Here is a 17,605-nt window from a genome sequence, read left to right on the forward strand (position 1 = left end):
CGAATACAGCGGGAGAAGCCGCTGAGAGAAACGCGTCACGCGGGTCATGCTTTCTTTCCAAAGTGTTGCGAGAGCACCTGCGCGAACACCGGCATGCCGGCCGGTTCGGCGACGGGCAGCGGTTCGCTCAAGGTATGCAGGGTGCGAGTGCCGCCCGCGCCGACGCCGAGCACGAGCTGGGTATCGCCGACGGCCACCACCACGAGCCGCTCGCGCGGGCTCAACGCCAGCGAGCCGACGACACGCAGCGCGGAATTGCCTGCGCCGCCGCGGAAGCCGGGCATGCGCTTGGCCAGCCACGCCAGCGCGAGGATCAGCCCGATCACCATGATCAAGGCGAAGAACGTGCTGCCGATGCTGCCGGCGGCGCTGGGCGCATGCGGCACCGCGGCGGGCTTGCCGATCTGCGCGACAGTCGCGGTCGGGCTCATCGCAGCCTCTTGATGCGCTCGGCCGGGCTGACCACGTCGGTCAGGCGCACGCCGAAGCGATCGTTGACGACCACGACCTCGCCCTGTGCGATCAGCGTGCCGTTGACGTAAACGTCCAGCGGCTCGCCCGCGGCACGGTCAAGTTCCACCACCGAGCCTTGGTTGAGCTGCAGCAGGTTGCGGATCGGGATGCGCGTGCGGCCGACTTCCAGCGACAGCGAAACCGGCACGTCGAGGATGACGTCGAGATTCAGGTCGGTACCGCCGGCACCGGCATCGGCGGTCAGCGGATCGAAGGCGGCGCGGGCAGCGGCGGAATCGGAATTGTTCATGGCATGGCCGTCTTGGAATCGAAGGAAGAAGTGGTCCGCGCGGCTTGCACCTGCGTGACCTTGATGGCGTTGCGGCCGTTGTGGACGCCGAATTCGCCGGAGAACAAGGGCATCTGCTCGACGTGCAGCGGCACCACCGGCAGCATGTCGATCGGAATGATGTCGCCCACTTTCATGCGCGACAGTTCGCGCAGGCTGATCTGCCGGCGCGCGACCGTGGAGCTCAGCTCGACCAGGGCTTCCTGCAACTGCGCGCGCATGGCGCGCGTCCAGCCCTCGTCCTTCTCGATGCGGTCGCTCTGCACGCCGGCATCGAGCTGCTCGCGGATCGGCTCGAGCATCGAATAGGGCAGGGCCACATGCACTTCGCCGCCGCCGCCTTCCAGTTCGCAATGGAAACGGCTGACCACGATGTAGTCGCGCGGGCTGATGATGTTGGCGAAATGCGGGTTGACCTCGGAGTTGAGGTACTCGAACTCCACCGGCATCACCGGCGCCCAGGCGTCGACCAGGTCGGCGAAGGTCTGCTTCAGCAGCAGCTGGATCACGCGCATCTCGGTGGGCGTGAATTCGCGGCCTTCGATGCGGGTGTGGAACTTGCCGTTGCCGCCGAAGAAGTTGTCGACGACGGTGTAGACCAGGCGTGGTTCGTAGACGACCAGGCCGGTGCCGCGCAGCGGCTTCATCTTCACCAGGTTGAGGTTGGTAGGCACCTGCAGCGAGTGCATGTATTCGCCGAAGCGGATCAGCTCGATGCCGCGCACGGACAGGTCGGCCGAACGGCGCAGCAGGTTGAACAGGCCGATGCGCCAGGTGCGCGCAAAGCGCTCGTTGATCATCTCCAGCGTCGGCAGCTTGCCGCGAACGATGCGGTCCTGGCTGGCGAAATCGTACGAGCGCGCCTCGCCCGGTGCGGCGGGCGGCGTTTCGGTTTCGACCACGCCACTGTCGACGCCGTGGAGCAGGGCATCGATCTCGTCTTGCGAAAGCAGGTCGGCGCTCATCATTGCGTCACCAGGCTGGTGAAGATGACCGCTTCGACCTTGTCCGCGGCGCCCTCCTGCTTGAGCACCTGCCGCACTTCGGCGAGGGCGGCGGCCTGCAGGCGTTCCTTGCCGCTGCGCTGGGACAGCTGCGCCGAGGACTGCTGCCCGAACAGCAGCAACAAGCGGTTACGGATCGCGGGCGCGTGGGTCTCCACGGCGAGGCGCGTGTCGGCGTCACGCGTGACCAACTGCACATCGGCCTGCAGGTAGCGCACGGCTTCGGCGTCGACGAGATTGACTACGAAGGCTGGCTCCAGCGCGAAGTACTGCGCCGGCGCACGCTGCGGACGCGGGGCCTTGACGGCGGCGTGGGCCGCGGCCTGCTGGCCCTGCCACCACCAGAATCCGCCGCAGCCCGAGCCGAGCACGACGACCGACACAACGATCCACAGCCACTTGCCGCGCGACTTGCCCGGGGACTTGGCCTTGCGGTTGGGGTTGGTGCTGGAATCGGCGGGGGCTGGCACGAACGGCACTCCGAAGTCGGTGATGCCGTAACGCTGCAAGCGCTGTGCCTGAGCGGCGTCGGGGTTTTGGCGGAAGACTGAATGCGGGGGCGACGGGGGTTTGACGTACCGCCGTCAGCGCTTACGCGTACTCGTCCACCAGTCCGCGGCTCCGCAACGGCCGTATGACGGCCGCGTCGCTAGCCGGCGCATCGGTAGCCGGCGCGCTGTCCGCACTCCCGCGCGGCTGTTGTCCGGAGCCCGCATGGCGCTGTCCCACATCCGCCTGATTGAGCTGCAGTCCCTGCTGCCCCAGCAGTTCGCGCAGCCGCGGCAGGCTGGCTTCGATCGTCTGGCGCACGGCCGCGTGCGCGCTGTGGAATTCGGCGTTGACCTGGGTGCCGTCGACCTGCACGCGCACGTCGATCGGGCCCAGGTGTTCGGGATTCAGGCGGATCTCGGCGTGGCCCAAACGTTGTTCGGCCATCCACACCAGGCGCGCGCCGAAGCCGTCGTCGAAGCCCTGCTGCGGATCGGTCGGAACGCTGATGGGCGGCGCGGCGACGGCGCTGCGCGTTTCGGTTGCGCTCGCCGCCGTTGGCGCGAGGCTCGGGAATGCGGGAATCGCCGCATTCGTATCCGGCGCTGCCGCCGCTACCGCCGTATCGGCGGACGTGCCGGCCTTTGCGTTGGAATCGATGGCGATAACCGCGCCCGGCGCGTCGGGCTGCGAGGCCATGGCGTTCGTCGGCGCCGCGGCGATGGCCGGAAGTTGCACCGGGCCTGCCATGCCCGCCCTGCCTCCACCGGTGGTCGGTGTCGCACAGGCGGCCTGCATTCCCGCCGCACTTTGCGGTGCTGGCGGCACAGCGGTGGATTCCGCGGGTGCGGCCATCGCCCAGGCACCGCCCAGCAGCGCCAACAACTGGTCGGGCAGGCTCGAAGTGACGGGAGCCGGCGCGTCGCCATCGGTTTTGTCGGCCGATGGTGCGGGAGCGCTCGCAGTCGTTGTCGTGACGGTCGTGACCTCGCTCGTGCTGGCGAGCAATGCGGCGAAATCGGATGGCTTGGCCGCCGTTTTCGCCGGTACCGCGGCACCGTCCCGCTTCGCATCGACGGATTGTGGGCGATTGGCAGAGGCCGAGGTGCCCGACGCGCTTGCAGTGTCCGCTGGTGCGGAGGCCGCATCGGATGAAGATGGCGCTTCGGCAACGCCTGTTTCCGTCGCCATGCCGACCGGCGACGGCGGAGCAGGTGAAGAAGCGGACGGCAGTAGCGCCGCTGCGCCTGTCGCGCCGATCACGCCGAGGACTCCGTTTCGCCGTTGCCCGCGTTTTCGGCCTTGGCCGCCAGCGCACGGCGCCCGCCCAGGTCATCGAGTTCGCGCTGCACGCGTTGCTCGGCGACGCGGGTTTCCTGTGCTCGGTAGCTGTCGGCGAGTTTCTCCAGCACCTTGTTCTCGCGGCTGGCCAGCAGCAGGCGCGCGCGTTCCACGTCGCTGAGCTGGCGGTTGTGATCGACGATGCCGGCCTGTTGCACCACGGCGGCGTTGAGGCGCTCGCGGAACGCCATGCGGTTCACCAACAGCGCGGGGGCCATGCTGGCGTCGGCGGGCGGAGTCGCATATTCCTCGGCGTAGCGGCGCAAGGCCTCCAGGCGCTCCTCTTGTTCGGCCAGCGCGCGGTCGCGCTCGGCGACGTCGCGGGCGGCGTTGTCCTGGCGTTGCTGCATGACCTTGAGCAGCGGATCGAGACGGTGCGAACGCATGGGGTTTCAGATCTCCGCAAGACGTCGAAGGGACGTTCGTCAGACAGATGTTTCATCGAGCAGCCGCGCGAGCGCCGCGCGGCTGGCTTCGACATCGGCGGCCTCGGAAACGTCCTGTCCGAGGAACTGGAGGATCGCGGGCCAGCGCGCCATGGCCTCGTCGACGGCCGGATCGCTGCCGCGCTGGTAGGCGCCGATGGCGATCAGGTCGCGCTGCGCGCTGTAAGCGGACATCAGCCGCTTCAGCTTGCGGATGCGCTCGCGCCAGGGCGCGTCGGTGATGTCCTGCATTACGCGGCTCACCGACACTTCGACGTCGATGGCCGGGTACTGGCCCGCGTCGGCGATGCGGCGGGTGAGCACGATGTGGCCGTCGAGGATCGCGCGGGCGGCGTCGGCGATGGGCTCCTGCTGGTCGTCGCCTTCGGTCAGCACGGTGTAGAAGGCGGTGATCGAACCACGGCCCTCGGCGCCGTTGCCGGCACGCTCGACCAGGGCCGGCAACTTGGCGAACACCGACGGCGGATAGCCGCGCGTGGTCGGCGGCTCGCCCACCGACAGGCCGATCTCGCGCTGCGCCTGCGCGTAGCGGGTCAGCGAATCCATCAGCAGCAGCACGTGCAGGCCCTGATCGCGATACCACTCGGCGATCGCGGTGGCGCGCAGCGCGCCATGCAGGCGGGCCAGCGGCGGACGATCCGCCGGCGCGGCGACGACGACGGAACGGCGCAGGCCTTCCTCGCCGAGCGTGGCTTCGACGAAGTCGCGTACTTCGCGGCCGCGTTCGCCGATCAGTCCCACCACGATCACGTCGGCGGCGGTGAAGCGGGTCATCATGCCCAGCAGCGTCGATTTACCTACGCCCGAACCGGCGAACAGGCCGACGCGCTGGCCGCGGCCGATCGGCAGCAGCGCATTGATCGCACGCACGCCCACGTCGAGCGAACGGGTGATCGGTTCGCGGGTCAGCGGATTGATCGCGGCGCCGGTGAGGCCGACCCAGTGTTCCTCGCGGATCGGGCCGCGGCCGTCGAGCGGTACGCCGTCGCTGTCGATCACGCGGCCGAGCAGGCCTTCGCCCACCGCGACTTCGCCGCGGCGGCGGGTCGGCACCACGCGCGCATTCGGCAGCAGGCCGACCAGGTCGGAGGAGGGCATGAGGAAGGTGCGGTCGCCGGAAAAGCCGACGACTTCCGCATCCACCCAGCGGCCGCCCGCGGTTTCCACACGGCAGCGCGAACCCAGCGGCGCGCTGCAACCGGAAGCTTCGAGGGTCAGGCCTACCGCACGGCGCAGCACGCCTTCACGGGCCAGGCCGAGCAGCGGCGTGTGCGGATCGCAGCCCTGCAGCTGCGTGGCCAGGCGCAGGTTGCGTGCATCGCGCCAGTGCGAGGCGGGGACGCTCATGCGCGGACTCCGTGGAGGTCGATCATCGTTCGCCCGCCTTGCCGGACAGCACCGATTCCAGCACCGAGTGCAGGCGTGCGGCGATGGTGCCGTCGATACGCACGCTTTCGCTGTGCAGGCGCAGCTCGCCGCGGCCGAGGCTGGCGTCGATGGTCAGACGCACGCCGTCCAGGCCGGCCAGGTGCGGGGCGAGCACGCCGAAGTCGTCCGGATGCAGGCGCAGTTCCATTTCGCGGCTGCCGCTGCCGACGGCGTCGAGGGCTTCGCGCACCAGGTCGGCGAGCAGGGTCGGATCGGCGATGTATTCGCGCGCAAGCAACGAACCGGCGATGCGCACGGCGAGATCGGCGAGTGCATCCGTCACTTCGCCGTCGAGGCGGGCGAGCGGACGGGTGAAGCTGTCGAGGATGCCTTCGATCTGCGCGACCATGCGCCGCACTTCGCCCTGGCCGGCGGCCAGGCCTTCGGCGTGGCCGCGGGCATAGCCTTCGGCGTGCGCGGCCTGTTCCAGCGCCTGCAGTTCCTCCACGGAGGGCGGCGCGGGCAGGGCGGGTTCGCGGGTCTTTCCCAGCGACAGGCCAGGCGCATTCCAGCGCACGGCATCGGACAGGGCGGCGACGCTCATACGAAGGCCTCCGTCTTGGCCGACAGCTGGATCTCACCGCTGTCCGCCATCTTGCGCACGATGGCGAGAATTTCCTTCTGCGCGGCTTCTACCTCGGCCAGGCGCACGGGACCGCGCGCCTCCATGTCCTCCACCAGGATCTCGGCGGCGCGTTGCGACATGTTGGCGGTGATCTTTTCGCGCACCTTGCTGTCGGCGCCGCGCAGGGCGATCGCGAGGCGTTCGCTGGCGACCTCGCGCAGGACCGTCTGGATCGCGCGGTCGTCGAGCTCGGCCAGGTTGTCGAACACGAACATCAGGTCGCGGATCCTGCCGCCCAGCTCTTCGTCGACCTCGCCGATCGCGCCGAGGATCGTCTCGTCCTGGCCCGAATCCATGAAGTTGAGGATGTTGGCGGCGACCTTGATGCCGCCTACCGAGGACGACTTCAGGTTCTGGCTGCCGGCGAACTGCCGCTGCATCACGTCGTTGAGCTCGTTCAGAGCATGCGGCGGAATGCCGTCGAGCGTGGCCAGGCGCAGCAGCACGTCCACGCGCACGCGGTCGGGCAGGCACTTGAGCACTTCGGCGGCCTGGTCGCTGTCCAGGTGCGCCATCACTATCGCGATGATCTGCGGATGTTCGTTGCGGATGAGCTCGGCGATCGCGCGCGGCTCCATCCACTTGAGCGAATCCAGGCCGGAAGTGTTGCGGCCCATCAGGATGCGGTCGATCAGGCTGCCCGCGCGTTCCTCGCCCAGTGCCTGGGTGAGCACCGCGCGCACGTATTCGTCGGCGGCCGAGCCGAGCACGCCCGGCTGCGCCAGCGTATCGACGAAGTCGTCGAACACGTGCGCGACGGTTTCGCGCGACACGCCGCCGACGGAGGTCATGGCCAGGCCGAGCTTCTGCACTTCCTTGGCGCCCATGTGCTTGAGCACTTCCGCTGCCTGCTGCTCGCCCAGCGAGAGCAGGACGATCGCGGCGCGCTGTACGCCGGAGAGAGCCGCTTGATCAGCCATCGGTTTCCACCCAGTTGCGCACGACTTGGGCGACCTTCTTGGCGTCGGTGTTGACCGCCGAACGGGCGACTTCGAGCTTCTCGTCGAAGTTCATCAGCGCCGCCGACGCGTGACTTGCCTTCGGGCTGGGCGATGACAGGGTCACTGGAATCTCATCGTCGGCTTCGACCAGCACGGGCGACGCCTGGCGCGCCTTCGGCGCGATGAGTTGGCGGAAGGCCGGGCGCAGCACGGCGAAGATCAGCACCAGCACCGCCAGTCCGCCCAGCACCGTGCGCAGCAGATCGCGCGCGCGCGGGTTCTGCCACATCGGCGCGGCTTCCTCCGGCGTTTCGGAGGTGCCGCGGGCGAAGGGCGCATTGACCACCGACACCACGTCGCCGCGCTGCGAATCGAAACCGATGGCCTGCTGCACCAGCGTTTCGATGCGTTGCAGTTCGGCTGCGGTGAGCGGGCGTTCCTTCGGCGCCTTGCCGGTTTCCGACGCGCCCTGCGGCACGTTGTCCACGAGCACGGCGGCGGTGACGCGGCGGATGCGGCCCGGCGCCTGACGGGTGTGGGTGAGGGTGCGGTCGAGTTCGTAGTTGCGCACGGCGGTGCGGCTGCCGGGGCCGGAGACCGACGATTCGCTAGCGTTGGCCTGCGCAGCGGCGGCGGGAGCAGGCGCTGCCGCCGCAGTCGTATTCGCTGCGGTCGGCGTGTTGCTGGCGCTGCCGGGAATGCCCTGCGCCGGCGCGGCGGCGGGACCGAGGTTGCCGGATTCGGACAATTGCTCGCTGCGCACCAGCGCGGTCTGCGGCCCGTAGCGCTCGCTGGCTTCTTCGGTCTGTGCGAAGTCCATGTCGACGCTGACCTGTGCGCTAACACGGCCACGGCCGGTCATGGGTTCGAGCAGCTCCTGGATGCGCTGCACGTAGACCGCTTCCTGCCGGCGCTGCTGGTCGAACTGGCGCGCGCCGATCGCTTCTTCGCCGTCGGGATCGCTATTGGTGAGCATGCGGCCGAACTGGTCGACGACGGTCACGTGCTCCGGCGCCAGGCCGGGAATGCTCGACGCGACGAGATGCACGATCGCGTTGACCTGGCCCTGTTCCAGCGTGCTGCCGCTGCGCAATTCAAGGACGACCGAGGCGCTGGCCGGTTCGGCCTGGCGGGTGAAGGCGCTGGGCTTGGGCAGCGCGAGATGCACGCGTGCTTCGCGTACGGGACGCAGGTTGGCGATGGTGCGTGCCAGTTCGGTCTGCAGCGCCTGCTGATAGCGCGCGTTCTCGATGAACTGGCTGGTGCCGAAGCCCTGGTCGCCTTCGATGGATTCGAAGCCACGCCCGTCGCTCGAGGGCAGGCCGGCCGACGCCAGCGCCATGCGCGCGGCGCCGACCTGATCGGTGGGCACCGACAACATGCCGCTGCCGGGTTCGATGCGGAACGGGATCTGCGCGCCGCGCAGCAACTCGGAGGCTTCGTCGACCGACTTGGCGTCCATGCCGGCGCCGAACGGCACGTAATCGGGCTTCTGCGTCCAGAAGAACAACCATAGTCCGAGCGCGATGGCGCCGGCGACCACCACCAGCAAACCGAGCTGGCGCACCGCCGGAATGTCCTGCAGGTATCCGAGGTCCTTCAGACCGGAAGCGGATTTGGGAAGGGCGACGACGCTCATGGAAGGACCGGGGTTCGTGATTCGTGATTAGTGGTTCGTAAGAGCGCGGAACTACGGTTACACCGGCATGTTCATCACGTCCTGGTACGCCTGGACGACGCGATTGCGCACCTCGACCGTGGCGCGGAAGGCGACCTGCGACTGCTGCATCGCCACCATCACGCGGGCGAGGTCGGCGCGCGGATCGCCCATTTCGAACGCCTGTTGCAAGCTGCTGGCATTGGCCTGGGTCTGGTTGACCTGGTCGAGAGCGTTGCTTAGCGATTGCTGGAAGCCGGGAGCCGATGCCGTTCCATTGACGCCGCCGGCGGCCGTCCCGGTGCCCAGCGGTCCGATCGCATTGCTGGCGGGCGCATCGGCCATCGCGCCGCGCGTGCGCATCTCGTGGGCGCGGATCTGCGACAGGATGGAAGAGATGGCGTCGGTCATTGCGGTCGTCGTTCTGAAACGGACTAGCAGCGACTAGGCAAGGCCTGTGCCAGAGCCGCGACGGTTCTCCGTCACGGCCCCATGCGTCATGCGGCGTCGTCCGACTGCGCCTCGTCGGCCTGCTCACGGAAGATCCCGTACTTGCGCAGCTTCTCCACCAGCGTGGTGCGGCGCAGCCCCAGCAGCGGTGCGGCGTGAGCGACGACGCCGCCGGACTGGTTGAGCGCGGCGCGGATCAGCTCCAGCTCGATGCCGGCCATGTGGCCGCGCAGATCGATGCCCTGGGGCGGCAGCGTGGCGTTGGGCGAGTACTTGGACGGATCGAAGGTGGCGGCGGTTGCCTTTGCGTCGGCCGTGAGCGGAGCCGCTCCGGCATGGGTCTGCGGCAGGGCGATTTGCGCGGGTTCCGGGGCCGGATGAAAGCGATTACCCGATAGGCCAGCGGAACCCGCGATGGGCGGGACATCGGTGGAAGCCTCGACAGCAGACGCAACGGCGACCTGGGTGTCGGCAGCCGGCAGCGCCGCACGATAGCGGGCGGGCAGATCCACTGCGCGCACGGTGCTGCCCGGGTGCAGCACCGCCAGGCGTTCCAGCAGATTGCTCAGCTCGCGCACGTTGCCCGGCCAGGCGTAGTGCTGCAGGGCGCGGACCGCGTCGGTAGCGAGCGACACCTGGCCGCGGCCGCCATCCGACAATTGCCGGGTGATGGAGGCAATCAGGTCGGGGAGGTCGTCGCTGCGCTCGCGCAGCGCCGGCATGTCGATCGGGAAGACGTTGAGGCGGTAGAACAGGTCTTCGCGGAAGTGCCCGTCGGCGATGCGCGCCTCGAGGTTGCGGTGCGTGGCGGCGATGACGCGCACGTCGCACTTCATCGTCTGGTTGCCGCCGACGCGCTCGAAGCAGCGTTCCTGCAGGACGCGCAGCAGTTTGACCTGCATCGGCAGGCTCATGTCGCCGATTTCGTCCAGCAGCAGGGTGCCGCCTTCGGCCATTTCGAAGCGGCCCTTGCGCTGGGTGAGTGCGCCGGTGAAGGCGCCCTTTTCGTGGCCGAACAGTTCGCTTTCCAGCAGGTCCGGCGGAATGGCGCCGCAGTTGATCGCGACGAAAGGCTTGTCGCGACGGGTGGAACGATCGTGGATCGCACGCGCGACGACTTCCTTGCCGGTGCCCGATTCGCCCAGTACCAGCACGGTGGTGTCGTGCGGCGCGACCTGGTCGATCATGCGGTTGAGCTGCAGCACCGCCGGGCTGCGCCCGGTGGGGCCGATCCGCGGCAGTTCGCGGCGGGCGTCGTCGTCGAGGCGCTTGAGGCTGGCGCGACGCAGGGCTTCCTGCAGTTGCGCGCGGCGGATCGGGTAGGCCAGCGGCCAGACCGTTTGCGGATGCAGATACGTGCGCCAGGCGGCGTCTTCGGCCTGGCCGGGCAGTTCGAGCACCGGCGGATGCAGCGATTCGCGAGCCAGCCAGCGCGCGAACGCTTCGAAGCCGCGGCCGTCGCCGATGTCGCCCACGATCACCGCAACCCAGTCGCTGCCGCGTGCGCGGGCCAGGTCGAGGTCGTCGGCCTCGGCCGCGATGCGCGGGGTGAAGTCCATGAATTCGAGCAGGTTGGCCACGTGCTCGGCACGCTTCATGTCCTGGTCGATGATGAGGATGCGCGACTCGCTCATACGTTGTTGCCTCGATCCGCGGCCAGCTTTTCCAGCAGCGGCATGACGTCGTGGAGATAGCTCAACTTGCTGACGAAGGCGTCCGCGCCGGCGCGCAACGCGTGCGAGCGGTGCTCGCTGTCGTCGAAATGGCTGGCGATGACGATGTAGGGCGGCGCGTCCTGGGCCTTGATCAGGCGCGTGGCCTGCAGCCCGCCCATTTCCGGCATGGCCAGATCCATCAGCACCACGTCGGGACGCAGGACTTCGCACTGCGCGATCGCTTCGATGCCGTTGCCGGCGGAGCCGACGACTTCGATCCACTCCAGGCGACGCAGATGGCGTACGGCCGCGTTGATGAAGCCGGGGTGGTCGTCGACCAGAAGAACTTTGAGGGGGGGCATGACGTTTCTCAGGCGCGGGCGAGGAGGCGCTGACGCGCACGGACGGGACCGATGGACAACTGGTCGCGGTACTTGGCGACCGTACGACGGGCGATGCGCACGCCCTGGCGGGCGAGCAGGCCGGCGATCACGTCGTCGGCGAGCGGTGCGTTGGCCGGCTCGGCGTCGATCAGGCGCTTGACCATCGCGCGCACCGCAGTGCCGCCGATTTCCGCGCCTTCCAGGCGCACCGCGAACAGGCGCTTGAGTTCCAGCGTGCCGCGCGGGGTCTGGATGTACTTGCCTGCCACGATCCGCGAGACGGTGGATTCGTGCATGCCGATAGCGTCGGCCACTTCGCGCAGGGTGAGCGGGGCGAGGGCTTCGTCGCCGTGTTCGAGGAAGCCGCGCTGGCGCTCTACCAGCACCTGCGCGGTGCGCAGCAGCGTGTCGTTGCGCATGCCCAGTCCGCGCACCAGCCAGCGCGCCTCGTCGAGCAATCCCTTGAGCACCGCATGGTCGGCACTGCTGCCGCCGGCCAGGGCGCGCTCGCAGTGCGGTGCGACGCGCACGCGCGGCGTAGTACGCGGGTTGAGCGCGACCCGCCAGGCGCCGCCGGCGAACCAGGCGACGACTTCGGGCACGAGGTGCGAATCCTCGGCCGTGGCCGTTTCGACCGGATGCGGGCGCAGCGTCAGGATCAGTGCGATCGCGGCGCGCACGCTGGTCGGATCGGCACCGAGGGTTTGCACCAGGCCCGCTTCGTCATGCGCCGCGAGCAACGCCATGTGCTCGCCGAGAATGCGCACGGCCAGATCGCGTACGGGGCTCTCCGCCTGCACGGCGAGCTGGGCCTGCAGGCATTCGCCGGCGTCGCAGGCGGCCATGCCCGGCCAGTCGCCGTGCAGCAGGCGCTGGCGGATGAATTCGAGTTCGTGCGCACGCTGCGGAAAGGCGGCGCGGCCCTCGGCCAGGAGATCGGCCAGGGGCTGTTCGAGATAGCCGTGATCGTTGCAGCGATCCAGCCACCAGGCGGCGAGTTCGAGATCGCTGGCCTTCCAGTGCAGCGCCAGTTCCTGCAGCAGGCACAGGCGCGGGTCGCTGGAAGCGGAGTCGGCGATGCGGGCCATGCCATCGTCGTCCGCGCTGCCGCCGGCGGCGATGCCGGCGAGGAACGAGGGTTCGGGCAGTTCGTCCCAGGCGGCGGCTTCGAGCGCGGCGGCCTCGGCGTCGGAGACGGTATCGGCTTCGTCGGCAGGATCCTCCTGCTCGAGCAGCGGATTGCGTTCCAGCGCCTGCTGCAGCTCCTGTTCCAGCTGCTGCGAAGTCAGTTGCAGCAGCCGGATCGACTGCAGCAGTTGCGGTGTCAGGTTGACGCCCTGCACCAGATTCGCGCGGATGCCCGCTTTCATCCCTTGTCCCCAAAATTCAGCAAGTCGCTGATCCCCGGAACAGAGAGTGAAGGGAGCGTGACGGTCTTCGAATCGGGGCAAACCCGGGTGGCACTAGGGGAAATCCCCTGTGCTTGTAAGGGAATCCCCTACATTGCGTCGCATTACTGACGCGAGCTGTCGCAGGGGGACGCAGCGGGGCGAAAGGCGCGGCGGATTTCCATCGCGGCCTGCAGCCGATTTTTCGACAGCTCAGCGCTTGTCGTGCAGGCGCATCGCCACGCGCAGCAGTTCGACCGCGTTGCGGCAGCCGAGGGTTTCCATCAGGCGCGAGCGGTGCGTTTCCACCGTCTTGACGCTCAGGCCCAAATCCGCCGCGATCTGTTTGGTGGTGCGGCCAGCGCCCAGTGCATCGAGGATTTCCCGCTGCCGGCGCGATAGTTTGTCGATATCGCCCTGCGGCTTGCGCATGCCCGGCGGCTGCAGCTGCGAGGCGAATACCTGCGGACTGAGGAAGGTGCGGCCGGCGGCGGCGGCGCGAATCGCGACTTCGAGTTCGGCCGGAGCCGCTTCCTTGACCACGAAGCCGCTGGCGCCGCGCTGCATCGCTTCGCGCACGTGCAGCGAGTCGTCGTGCATCGACATGATGACAACCGCGGTCTCGGGTTGGGTGCGGCGCAGTTCGTCGAGCGCCTCGAAACCGCTGCGGCCGGGCATCGACACATCGAGCAGGATCACGTCGGGGAGCATCTGCTTCGCCCGTTGCACGACCTCGTCGGCACTGCTGGCTTCGCCGACGACTTCGACGCCGTCGAACGCGTCCACGAGCCGACGCAGGCCGGCACGCACCAGGGTGTGGTCGTCGCAAATCAGGACTCGAACCACACCTGTTCCCCTCGCCGCATCCGTGACGGGCACAGCTTACGGGCGGCGGCGTGTTCGCGAAATCACCGCGTTGGTCAGTTTGTTTACCCGCTGCGTCGGCTTTCTGCCACGGCGCGTCGGTGGACGCGAAAAAGATGGCGTTCGAGCGCGGCCTCCAGGGCCGGGCCGAGGGCGTCGAAGCGCAGCCACAGGGCCTGCGGGACGGTGCCGCCGGCCGCAGATTCCACGGCGGCCACGCTCGCGGGCAGGACCAGCGGGGACGGCAGCCATTCGGCGGGCTGCACGCGAAACAGACCGCGTGTGCCCGGCGGGTGGGCGGCGTCGGTGACGAGCCGGGCGCCGCGCGCGGACCAATGCAGGCTGCGCACCGCGTCCACGCTGTGGCTCGCCGCGAACCCGGCTACCAGGGCGGTAAGCAGGTCGATCTTGGCTTCGAGCCGGCGGAACGCGGCGTCGATGTGCGGATCCGCCTCCTCGTTGCGCCCGCTGTCTTCGACCACCGCGAGCGCGCGCAGCAGCCCTTCGGCCTGGGCGAGGTGCAGGCGTTGCACTTGAGCTTCGGTCGGTCCCGGGAGAAAGGCGGCGGGAAGGACTTCGTCACAGGCCAGCACGTCGCCGAACAATTGTTCGTGGGCGGCGGCCACGGCAGGCGTCATGGCGGCACTCGCGAAGGGGGCTTTCATGAAGGCGGCTTCCATGAGGACGGCCAGGAACGTTAGGCCAATTCGCGCAGCCAGGCGCGGGCGCGGCGCTGGTCCTCGGCCACGCGCGCCAGCGCGTCGGCCGCCTGATCGCGGGCGATCCGCAACTCGGCCAGAAACGACTGATGTGCAAGCTGGAGTGCGGTCCAGGATTCGCGCGCCGCGGCGGAGCGATCGCTGGTTTCCAGCGCGTTGGCCAGTTCGCGTTGATGCAGGGAGAGCAACTCGTTGGCGAGCGTCCAGTCGCCCGTCGCGATGGCGTCGCGGATGTGTTCGGCGGGCAGCTGCGGAACGCTCATTTCGCGGCCGCGGGTGTGATCGCGCGCCAGGCCGATTCGATCTCGCCGAGCAGCTTGTCGACTTCGCGCAAGGGTTCGGGATCGTTGTGCGCGTTGGCGACGAGCAGGCGGCGCTGCGCGTAGTCGTATAGGGCTTGCAGGCCGTCGGCGATTTCGCCGCCGGCTTCGAGGTTCAGCGCACCGTCCAGGCCCGCAATAATCGCGCCGGCTTCGCTGATCGCCTGCGCCTTGCGCGGCAGATCGCCGCGTTCGAGACAGGCGATTGCCAGGCGCGCGCGCTCGCGGGCACCGGCCAGCATCAGCGCGACGAGTTCATGCGGGGACGCTTCCAGCACGGCGCTGGAGACGCCGGTCTGCCGGTACTGGTTGGCGTAGTTGCGGGCGCTGTACATGGCTGAGACTCGTGAAAGGCGGGGGCTGTCAGAGGTTCTGGAGCTGCTGGGTGAGGTAGCTGCTGGTGGACTGCATGCGCGTCATGAGTTCGTCGAGAGCGACGAACTGCGCGCGGTAACGCGCTTCCAGCTGGCTCATGCGCTCGTCCAGCGCGGTGCGCTGATCGGCGATGGATTTGGTGCGCTTGGCCAGATCTTCGTCGCGGCCCTTGAGCAGGCCATTTGCGTCGAGCAGGCGGTCCAGGCTCTTGTCGAGTCCGGCGGCCAGGCCGTCGTCGTCGCTGAACAGGCGCTTCGCCGCGGTCGGATCCTTGGCCATGCCCGCATCGAAAGCGGCCTCGTCCAGCTTCAAGGTGCCGTTGGTATCGATGGTGATGCCCAGTGCCTTCAGATCGGTCACGGCATCGCCCAACTGCCCGCGCAGGTCGCGGTTGACGCCGCGCACCAGTGCATCGCCGTTGAGCGCAGCGGCGACCTTGGTCGCGGCGTCGTACTTGGTCGTGGTCGCCATGGCGTTGATGGCGGCATTCCAGGACGTGACGAAGCTCTTGGCCGCGCCGCGCAGGACCGAGGGATCGGCCGCGACGGTGAGGCGTTTGATCGTGCCGGGGGCGGCCGAGGTCAACGTCAGGGTGACGCCTTCGATCATGTCCGTGATGGTGTCGCTGGCGCTGCTGCGCACGAAGCCGTCGATTTTGACCTTGGCGTCGGTCGCGGCTTGCAGTTGCTGCATTTGGCTCGCCGCCGGCGGAGCGTAGGCGAGGGCGGACAGGCCGCCGTCGCCGCCGCTGGCGGTGATGTGCAGCGCGTTGCTCGCGCCGGTCGCGGTCGCGCTCAGCACAAGGCGAGCGCCGTCGTCCGCGGTGACGATCGTTGCGGTAACGCCCTTGCCCTGTGCTGCCTTGTTGATGGCGTCGCGCACGCCCTGGAGCGTGGCGTGCTCGGCGTCGATGTCGACTTCGAGCGTGGTGTCGCCGCTGGTGAGGGTGAGATGGCCGGTGCCGACGGTCGTGCCGGCAGTGGCATAGGCCTTCGACGCGAGTTTGTGCGCGCTGGCGCGCGCAAGGACTTCGACGTCGTAGCTGCCGATCGCCGCCTTGGCGGTGGCGCTGGCGGTGAAGCCGGCTTCGGCTTCCACGCTGGCCTTGCGGGCCGCCACCGTATCGCCGGAGCTCAGTTTGCCGATCGCGTTACGCAGGCTGTCGAACGCGCTGCGCAGGGTGCCGAAAGCGGAAATCTCCGCCTTGGTCTTACGCTCGCTGGCGTCGATGCGGTTGGCCGTGGGCGTGCGATCGGCGGCCACCAGCTGTTGCACCAGGGTGGCGACGTCCAGACCGCTGCCGATGCCGGTGGACGAGATGCTCATCGCGCCCACCGCGGAAAGTAGCGCGAGGCGCTCCGCCGGACCACGGACCTGCTTGTCGTATGGAGTCGGTCGGTGGCCATGGAACGCCTCGCGGGAGAGAAGGTGAAGCGAAAGTTCTGAAGCGAATAAAGCGGTGAAGCGAAGTATCAGGAAGCAGCGGGACGCGGCCGGAGCCGCGTCCCGCGTCGTTCATCAGCGCAGCAGGCTCAGCACGCCCTGCGGCGCCTGATTGGCCTGGGCCAGCATCGCGGTGCCGGCCTGGTTCAGGATCTGCGTACGGGTCAGTTCCGCCGTTTCCTTCGCGAAGTCGGTGTCGCGGATGCGGCTGCGCGACGCGGTCAGGTTTTCGGAGGTCGTGTTGAGGTTCGCGATCACCGAGGTGAAGCGGTTCTGCACGGCGCCCAGGTCGGCGCGGGCGCTGTTGACGGCGGTCAGCGCGGCATCCATCGCCAGGATCGCGTTGTCGGCGCCGGCGGCGGTGGAGATGTCGAGGCCGGCGAAACCGGTGTGAGCGGCACCCGTCACCTGCGAAGCCGTACCGGCCGTGGTGCCGGCGGTGACGCCGCTGACGTTGGTCAGGTTGGCGATGGTCAGCGACGCGTCGGTCGAGGTGATGGCACCGGCGGCGTCCATGCTCACGTTGGCCAGCGCGGTGTTGGCCGGGTTGGCCTTCGCGGTGTCGAACGCGGACTTGATCGCGGCAGTGGCGGCGGCGGCGTCGGCGGCGCCGGCGGCCGTCGAGATCGTCACGCCATTGATGTCCATCGAGACGCCGGTGGCGAAAGCGGTGGCGGTGGCGGCAGCGGTGGTCTGCGTGTAGGTGGTCGTGGACGGTTCGTTCCACGAACCCAGCGCGGCGATGTTGGCGTCGGCGATGGAGTCGACGGAGATGGTCTGGCCCTGGTTGGCGCCAACCTGGAAGGTCTGCGCGGTGAACGAGCCATCGAGCAGCTTGGTGCCGTTGAAGCTGGTCTGGTCGGCGACGCGGTCGATTTCCGACTTCAGCTGCGAGACTTCCTTCTGCAGGGCGGCGCGATCGTCGGCCGAGTTGGTGGCGTTGCGCGACTGCACGGCCAGTTCGCGGATGCGCTGCAGGTTGTTGCCGATTTCGCCCAGCGCGCCTTCAGCGGTCTGCGCCAGCGAGATGCCGTCGTTGGCATTGCGGGCGGCCTGGTTCATGCCGCGGATCTGGGTGGAGAAGCGTTCGGAAATCGCCAGGCCGGCGGCGTCGTCCTTCGCGCTGTTGATGCGCAGGCCCGACGACAGGCGCTGAATGGTGGTGGCGAGGCTGGCGCTGTTGGTCGCGAGGTTGCGCTGCGAGTTCAGCGACATCACGTTGGTATTGATGATGGACATGGGTTGTCTCCGGGGTAACGGTGCCGACGAAGCGAC

20 protein-coding genes are annotated in these 17,605 nt (G+C 68.6%); all 20 read right to left on the reverse strand.

The window, feature by feature from the left end:
• Positions 1–44 precede the first annotated feature (44 nt).
• The 20 genes from fliO to ACYVJ8_RS05205 all read right to left on the reverse strand — a co-directional run bounded on the left by fliO (position 45) and on the right by ACYVJ8_RS05205 (position 17,569).
• Entirely contained in the window at positions 45–431 is a 387-nt protein-coding gene (fliO, locus tag ACYVJ8_RS05110) for a flagellar biosynthetic protein FliO (RefSeq protein ID WP_460709932.1), read from the reverse strand.
• On the reverse strand, positions 428–763 hold the full coding sequence (gene fliN, locus ACYVJ8_RS05115; RefSeq protein ID WP_460709934.1) for a flagellar motor switch protein FliN: 336 nt from the start codon (positions 761–763) through the stop codon (positions 428–430). Before fliN ends, fliO begins: the two co-directional genes overlap by 4 nt.
• Positions 760–1,770, reverse strand: coding sequence for a flagellar motor switch protein FliM (fliM, locus tag ACYVJ8_RS05120; RefSeq protein WP_460709936.1), 1,011 nt, complete (start codon positions 1,768–1,770; stop codon positions 760–762). Before fliM ends, fliN begins: the two co-directional genes overlap by 4 nt.
• Positions 1,767–2,276, reverse strand: coding sequence for a flagellar basal body-associated FliL family protein (locus tag ACYVJ8_RS05125; protein WP_460709938.1), 510 nt, complete (start codon positions 2,274–2,276; stop codon positions 1,767–1,769). The genes fliM and ACYVJ8_RS05125 overlap by 4 nt, the downstream gene beginning before the upstream one ends.
• 121 nt (positions 2,277–2,397) lie before the next feature.
• Positions 2,398–3,303, reverse strand: a complete 906-nt coding sequence (locus ACYVJ8_RS05130; RefSeq protein ID WP_460709940.1) for a flagellar hook-length control protein FliK — start codon at positions 3,301–3,303, stop codon at positions 2,398–2,400.
• Between the two features lie 251 nt (positions 3,304–3,554).
• Positions 3,555–4,022, reverse strand: coding sequence for a flagellar export protein FliJ (gene fliJ / locus ACYVJ8_RS05135; RefSeq protein ID WP_460709942.1), 468 nt, complete (start codon positions 4,020–4,022; stop codon positions 3,555–3,557).
• 39 nt (positions 4,023–4,061) lie between these two features.
• Positions 4,062–5,429 (reverse strand): flagellar protein export ATPase FliI, encoded by a 1,368-nt coding sequence (gene fliI, locus ACYVJ8_RS05140; protein ID WP_460709944.1) that lies wholly within the window; start codon positions 5,427–5,429, stop codon positions 4,062–4,064.
• A gap of 22 nt (positions 5,430–5,451) precedes the next feature.
• A complete protein-coding gene (locus tag ACYVJ8_RS05145; RefSeq protein ID WP_460709946.1) occupies positions 5,452–6,054 on the reverse strand; it encodes a FliH/SctL family protein in 603 nt (200 codons plus the stop codon).
• A complete protein-coding gene (gene fliG, locus ACYVJ8_RS05150) occupies positions 6,051–7,055 on the reverse strand; it encodes a flagellar motor switch protein FliG (RefSeq protein WP_460709948.1) in 1,005 nt (334 codons plus the stop codon). The genes ACYVJ8_RS05145 and fliG overlap by 4 nt, the downstream gene beginning before the upstream one ends.
• Positions 7,048–8,715 (reverse strand): flagellar basal-body MS-ring/collar protein FliF, encoded by a 1,668-nt coding sequence (gene fliF / locus ACYVJ8_RS05155; protein WP_460709950.1) that lies wholly within the window; start codon positions 8,713–8,715, stop codon positions 7,048–7,050. The genes fliG and fliF overlap by 8 nt, the downstream gene beginning before the upstream one ends.
• Before the next feature lie 57 nt (positions 8,716–8,772).
• Complete coding sequence (fliE, locus tag ACYVJ8_RS05160; RefSeq protein ID WP_460709952.1) at positions 8,773–9,144, reverse strand: flagellar hook-basal body complex protein FliE; 372 nt, start codon at positions 9,142–9,144, stop codon at positions 8,773–8,775.
• A gap of 86 nt (positions 9,145–9,230) precedes the next feature.
• Entirely contained in the window at positions 9,231–10,817 is a 1,587-nt protein-coding gene (locus ACYVJ8_RS05165; protein WP_460709954.1) for a sigma-54 dependent transcriptional regulator, read from the reverse strand.
• Positions 10,814–11,200 carry a response regulator gene (locus ACYVJ8_RS05170; protein WP_460709956.1) on the reverse strand — a complete coding sequence of 129 codons (387 nt, stop codon included), beginning with the start codon at positions 11,198–11,200 and terminating at the stop codon, positions 10,814–10,816. Before ACYVJ8_RS05170 ends, ACYVJ8_RS05165 begins: the two co-directional genes overlap by 4 nt.
• An 8-nt stretch (positions 11,201–11,208) precedes the next feature.
• The gene (rpoN, locus tag ACYVJ8_RS05175) at positions 11,209–12,591 is read right to left on the reverse strand and encodes an RNA polymerase factor sigma-54 (protein WP_460709958.1); all 1,383 of its coding nucleotides are present in this window, start codon (positions 12,589–12,591) and stop codon (positions 11,209–11,211) included.
• A gap of 231 nt (positions 12,592–12,822) precedes the next feature.
• Positions 12,823–13,455 carry a response regulator gene (locus ACYVJ8_RS05180; protein ID WP_460709960.1) on the reverse strand — a complete coding sequence of 211 codons (633 nt, stop codon included), beginning with the start codon at positions 13,453–13,455 and terminating at the stop codon, positions 12,823–12,825.
• Between the two features lie 83 nt (positions 13,456–13,538).
• Positions 13,539–14,138 (reverse strand): PilZ domain-containing protein, encoded by a 600-nt coding sequence (locus ACYVJ8_RS05185; protein WP_460709962.1) that lies wholly within the window; start codon positions 14,136–14,138, stop codon positions 13,539–13,541.
• 32 nt (positions 14,139–14,170) lie between these two features.
• Positions 14,171–14,455, reverse strand: coding sequence for a hypothetical protein (locus tag ACYVJ8_RS05190; RefSeq protein ID WP_460709964.1), 285 nt, complete (start codon positions 14,453–14,455; stop codon positions 14,171–14,173).
• A complete protein-coding gene (fliS, locus tag ACYVJ8_RS05195; protein ID WP_460709966.1) occupies positions 14,452–14,847 on the reverse strand; it encodes a flagellar export chaperone FliS in 396 nt (131 codons plus the stop codon). Before fliS ends, ACYVJ8_RS05190 begins: the two co-directional genes overlap by 4 nt.
• 28 nt (positions 14,848–14,875) lie before the next feature.
• Positions 14,876–16,213: a flagellar filament capping protein FliD gene (gene fliD, locus ACYVJ8_RS05200; protein ID WP_460709968.1), complete on the reverse strand. Its 1,338-nt coding sequence runs from the start codon at positions 16,211–16,213 to the stop codon at positions 14,876–14,878.
• A 192-nt stretch (positions 16,214–16,405) separates the two neighbouring features.
• The gene (locus tag ACYVJ8_RS05205) at positions 16,406–17,569 is read right to left on the reverse strand and encodes a flagellin (protein WP_460709970.1); all 1,164 of its coding nucleotides are present in this window, start codon (positions 17,567–17,569) and stop codon (positions 16,406–16,408) included.
• Positions 17,570–17,605 lie beyond the last annotated feature (36 nt).

The sequence above is a fragment of the Lysobacter terrae genome, from assembly GCF_054782215.1.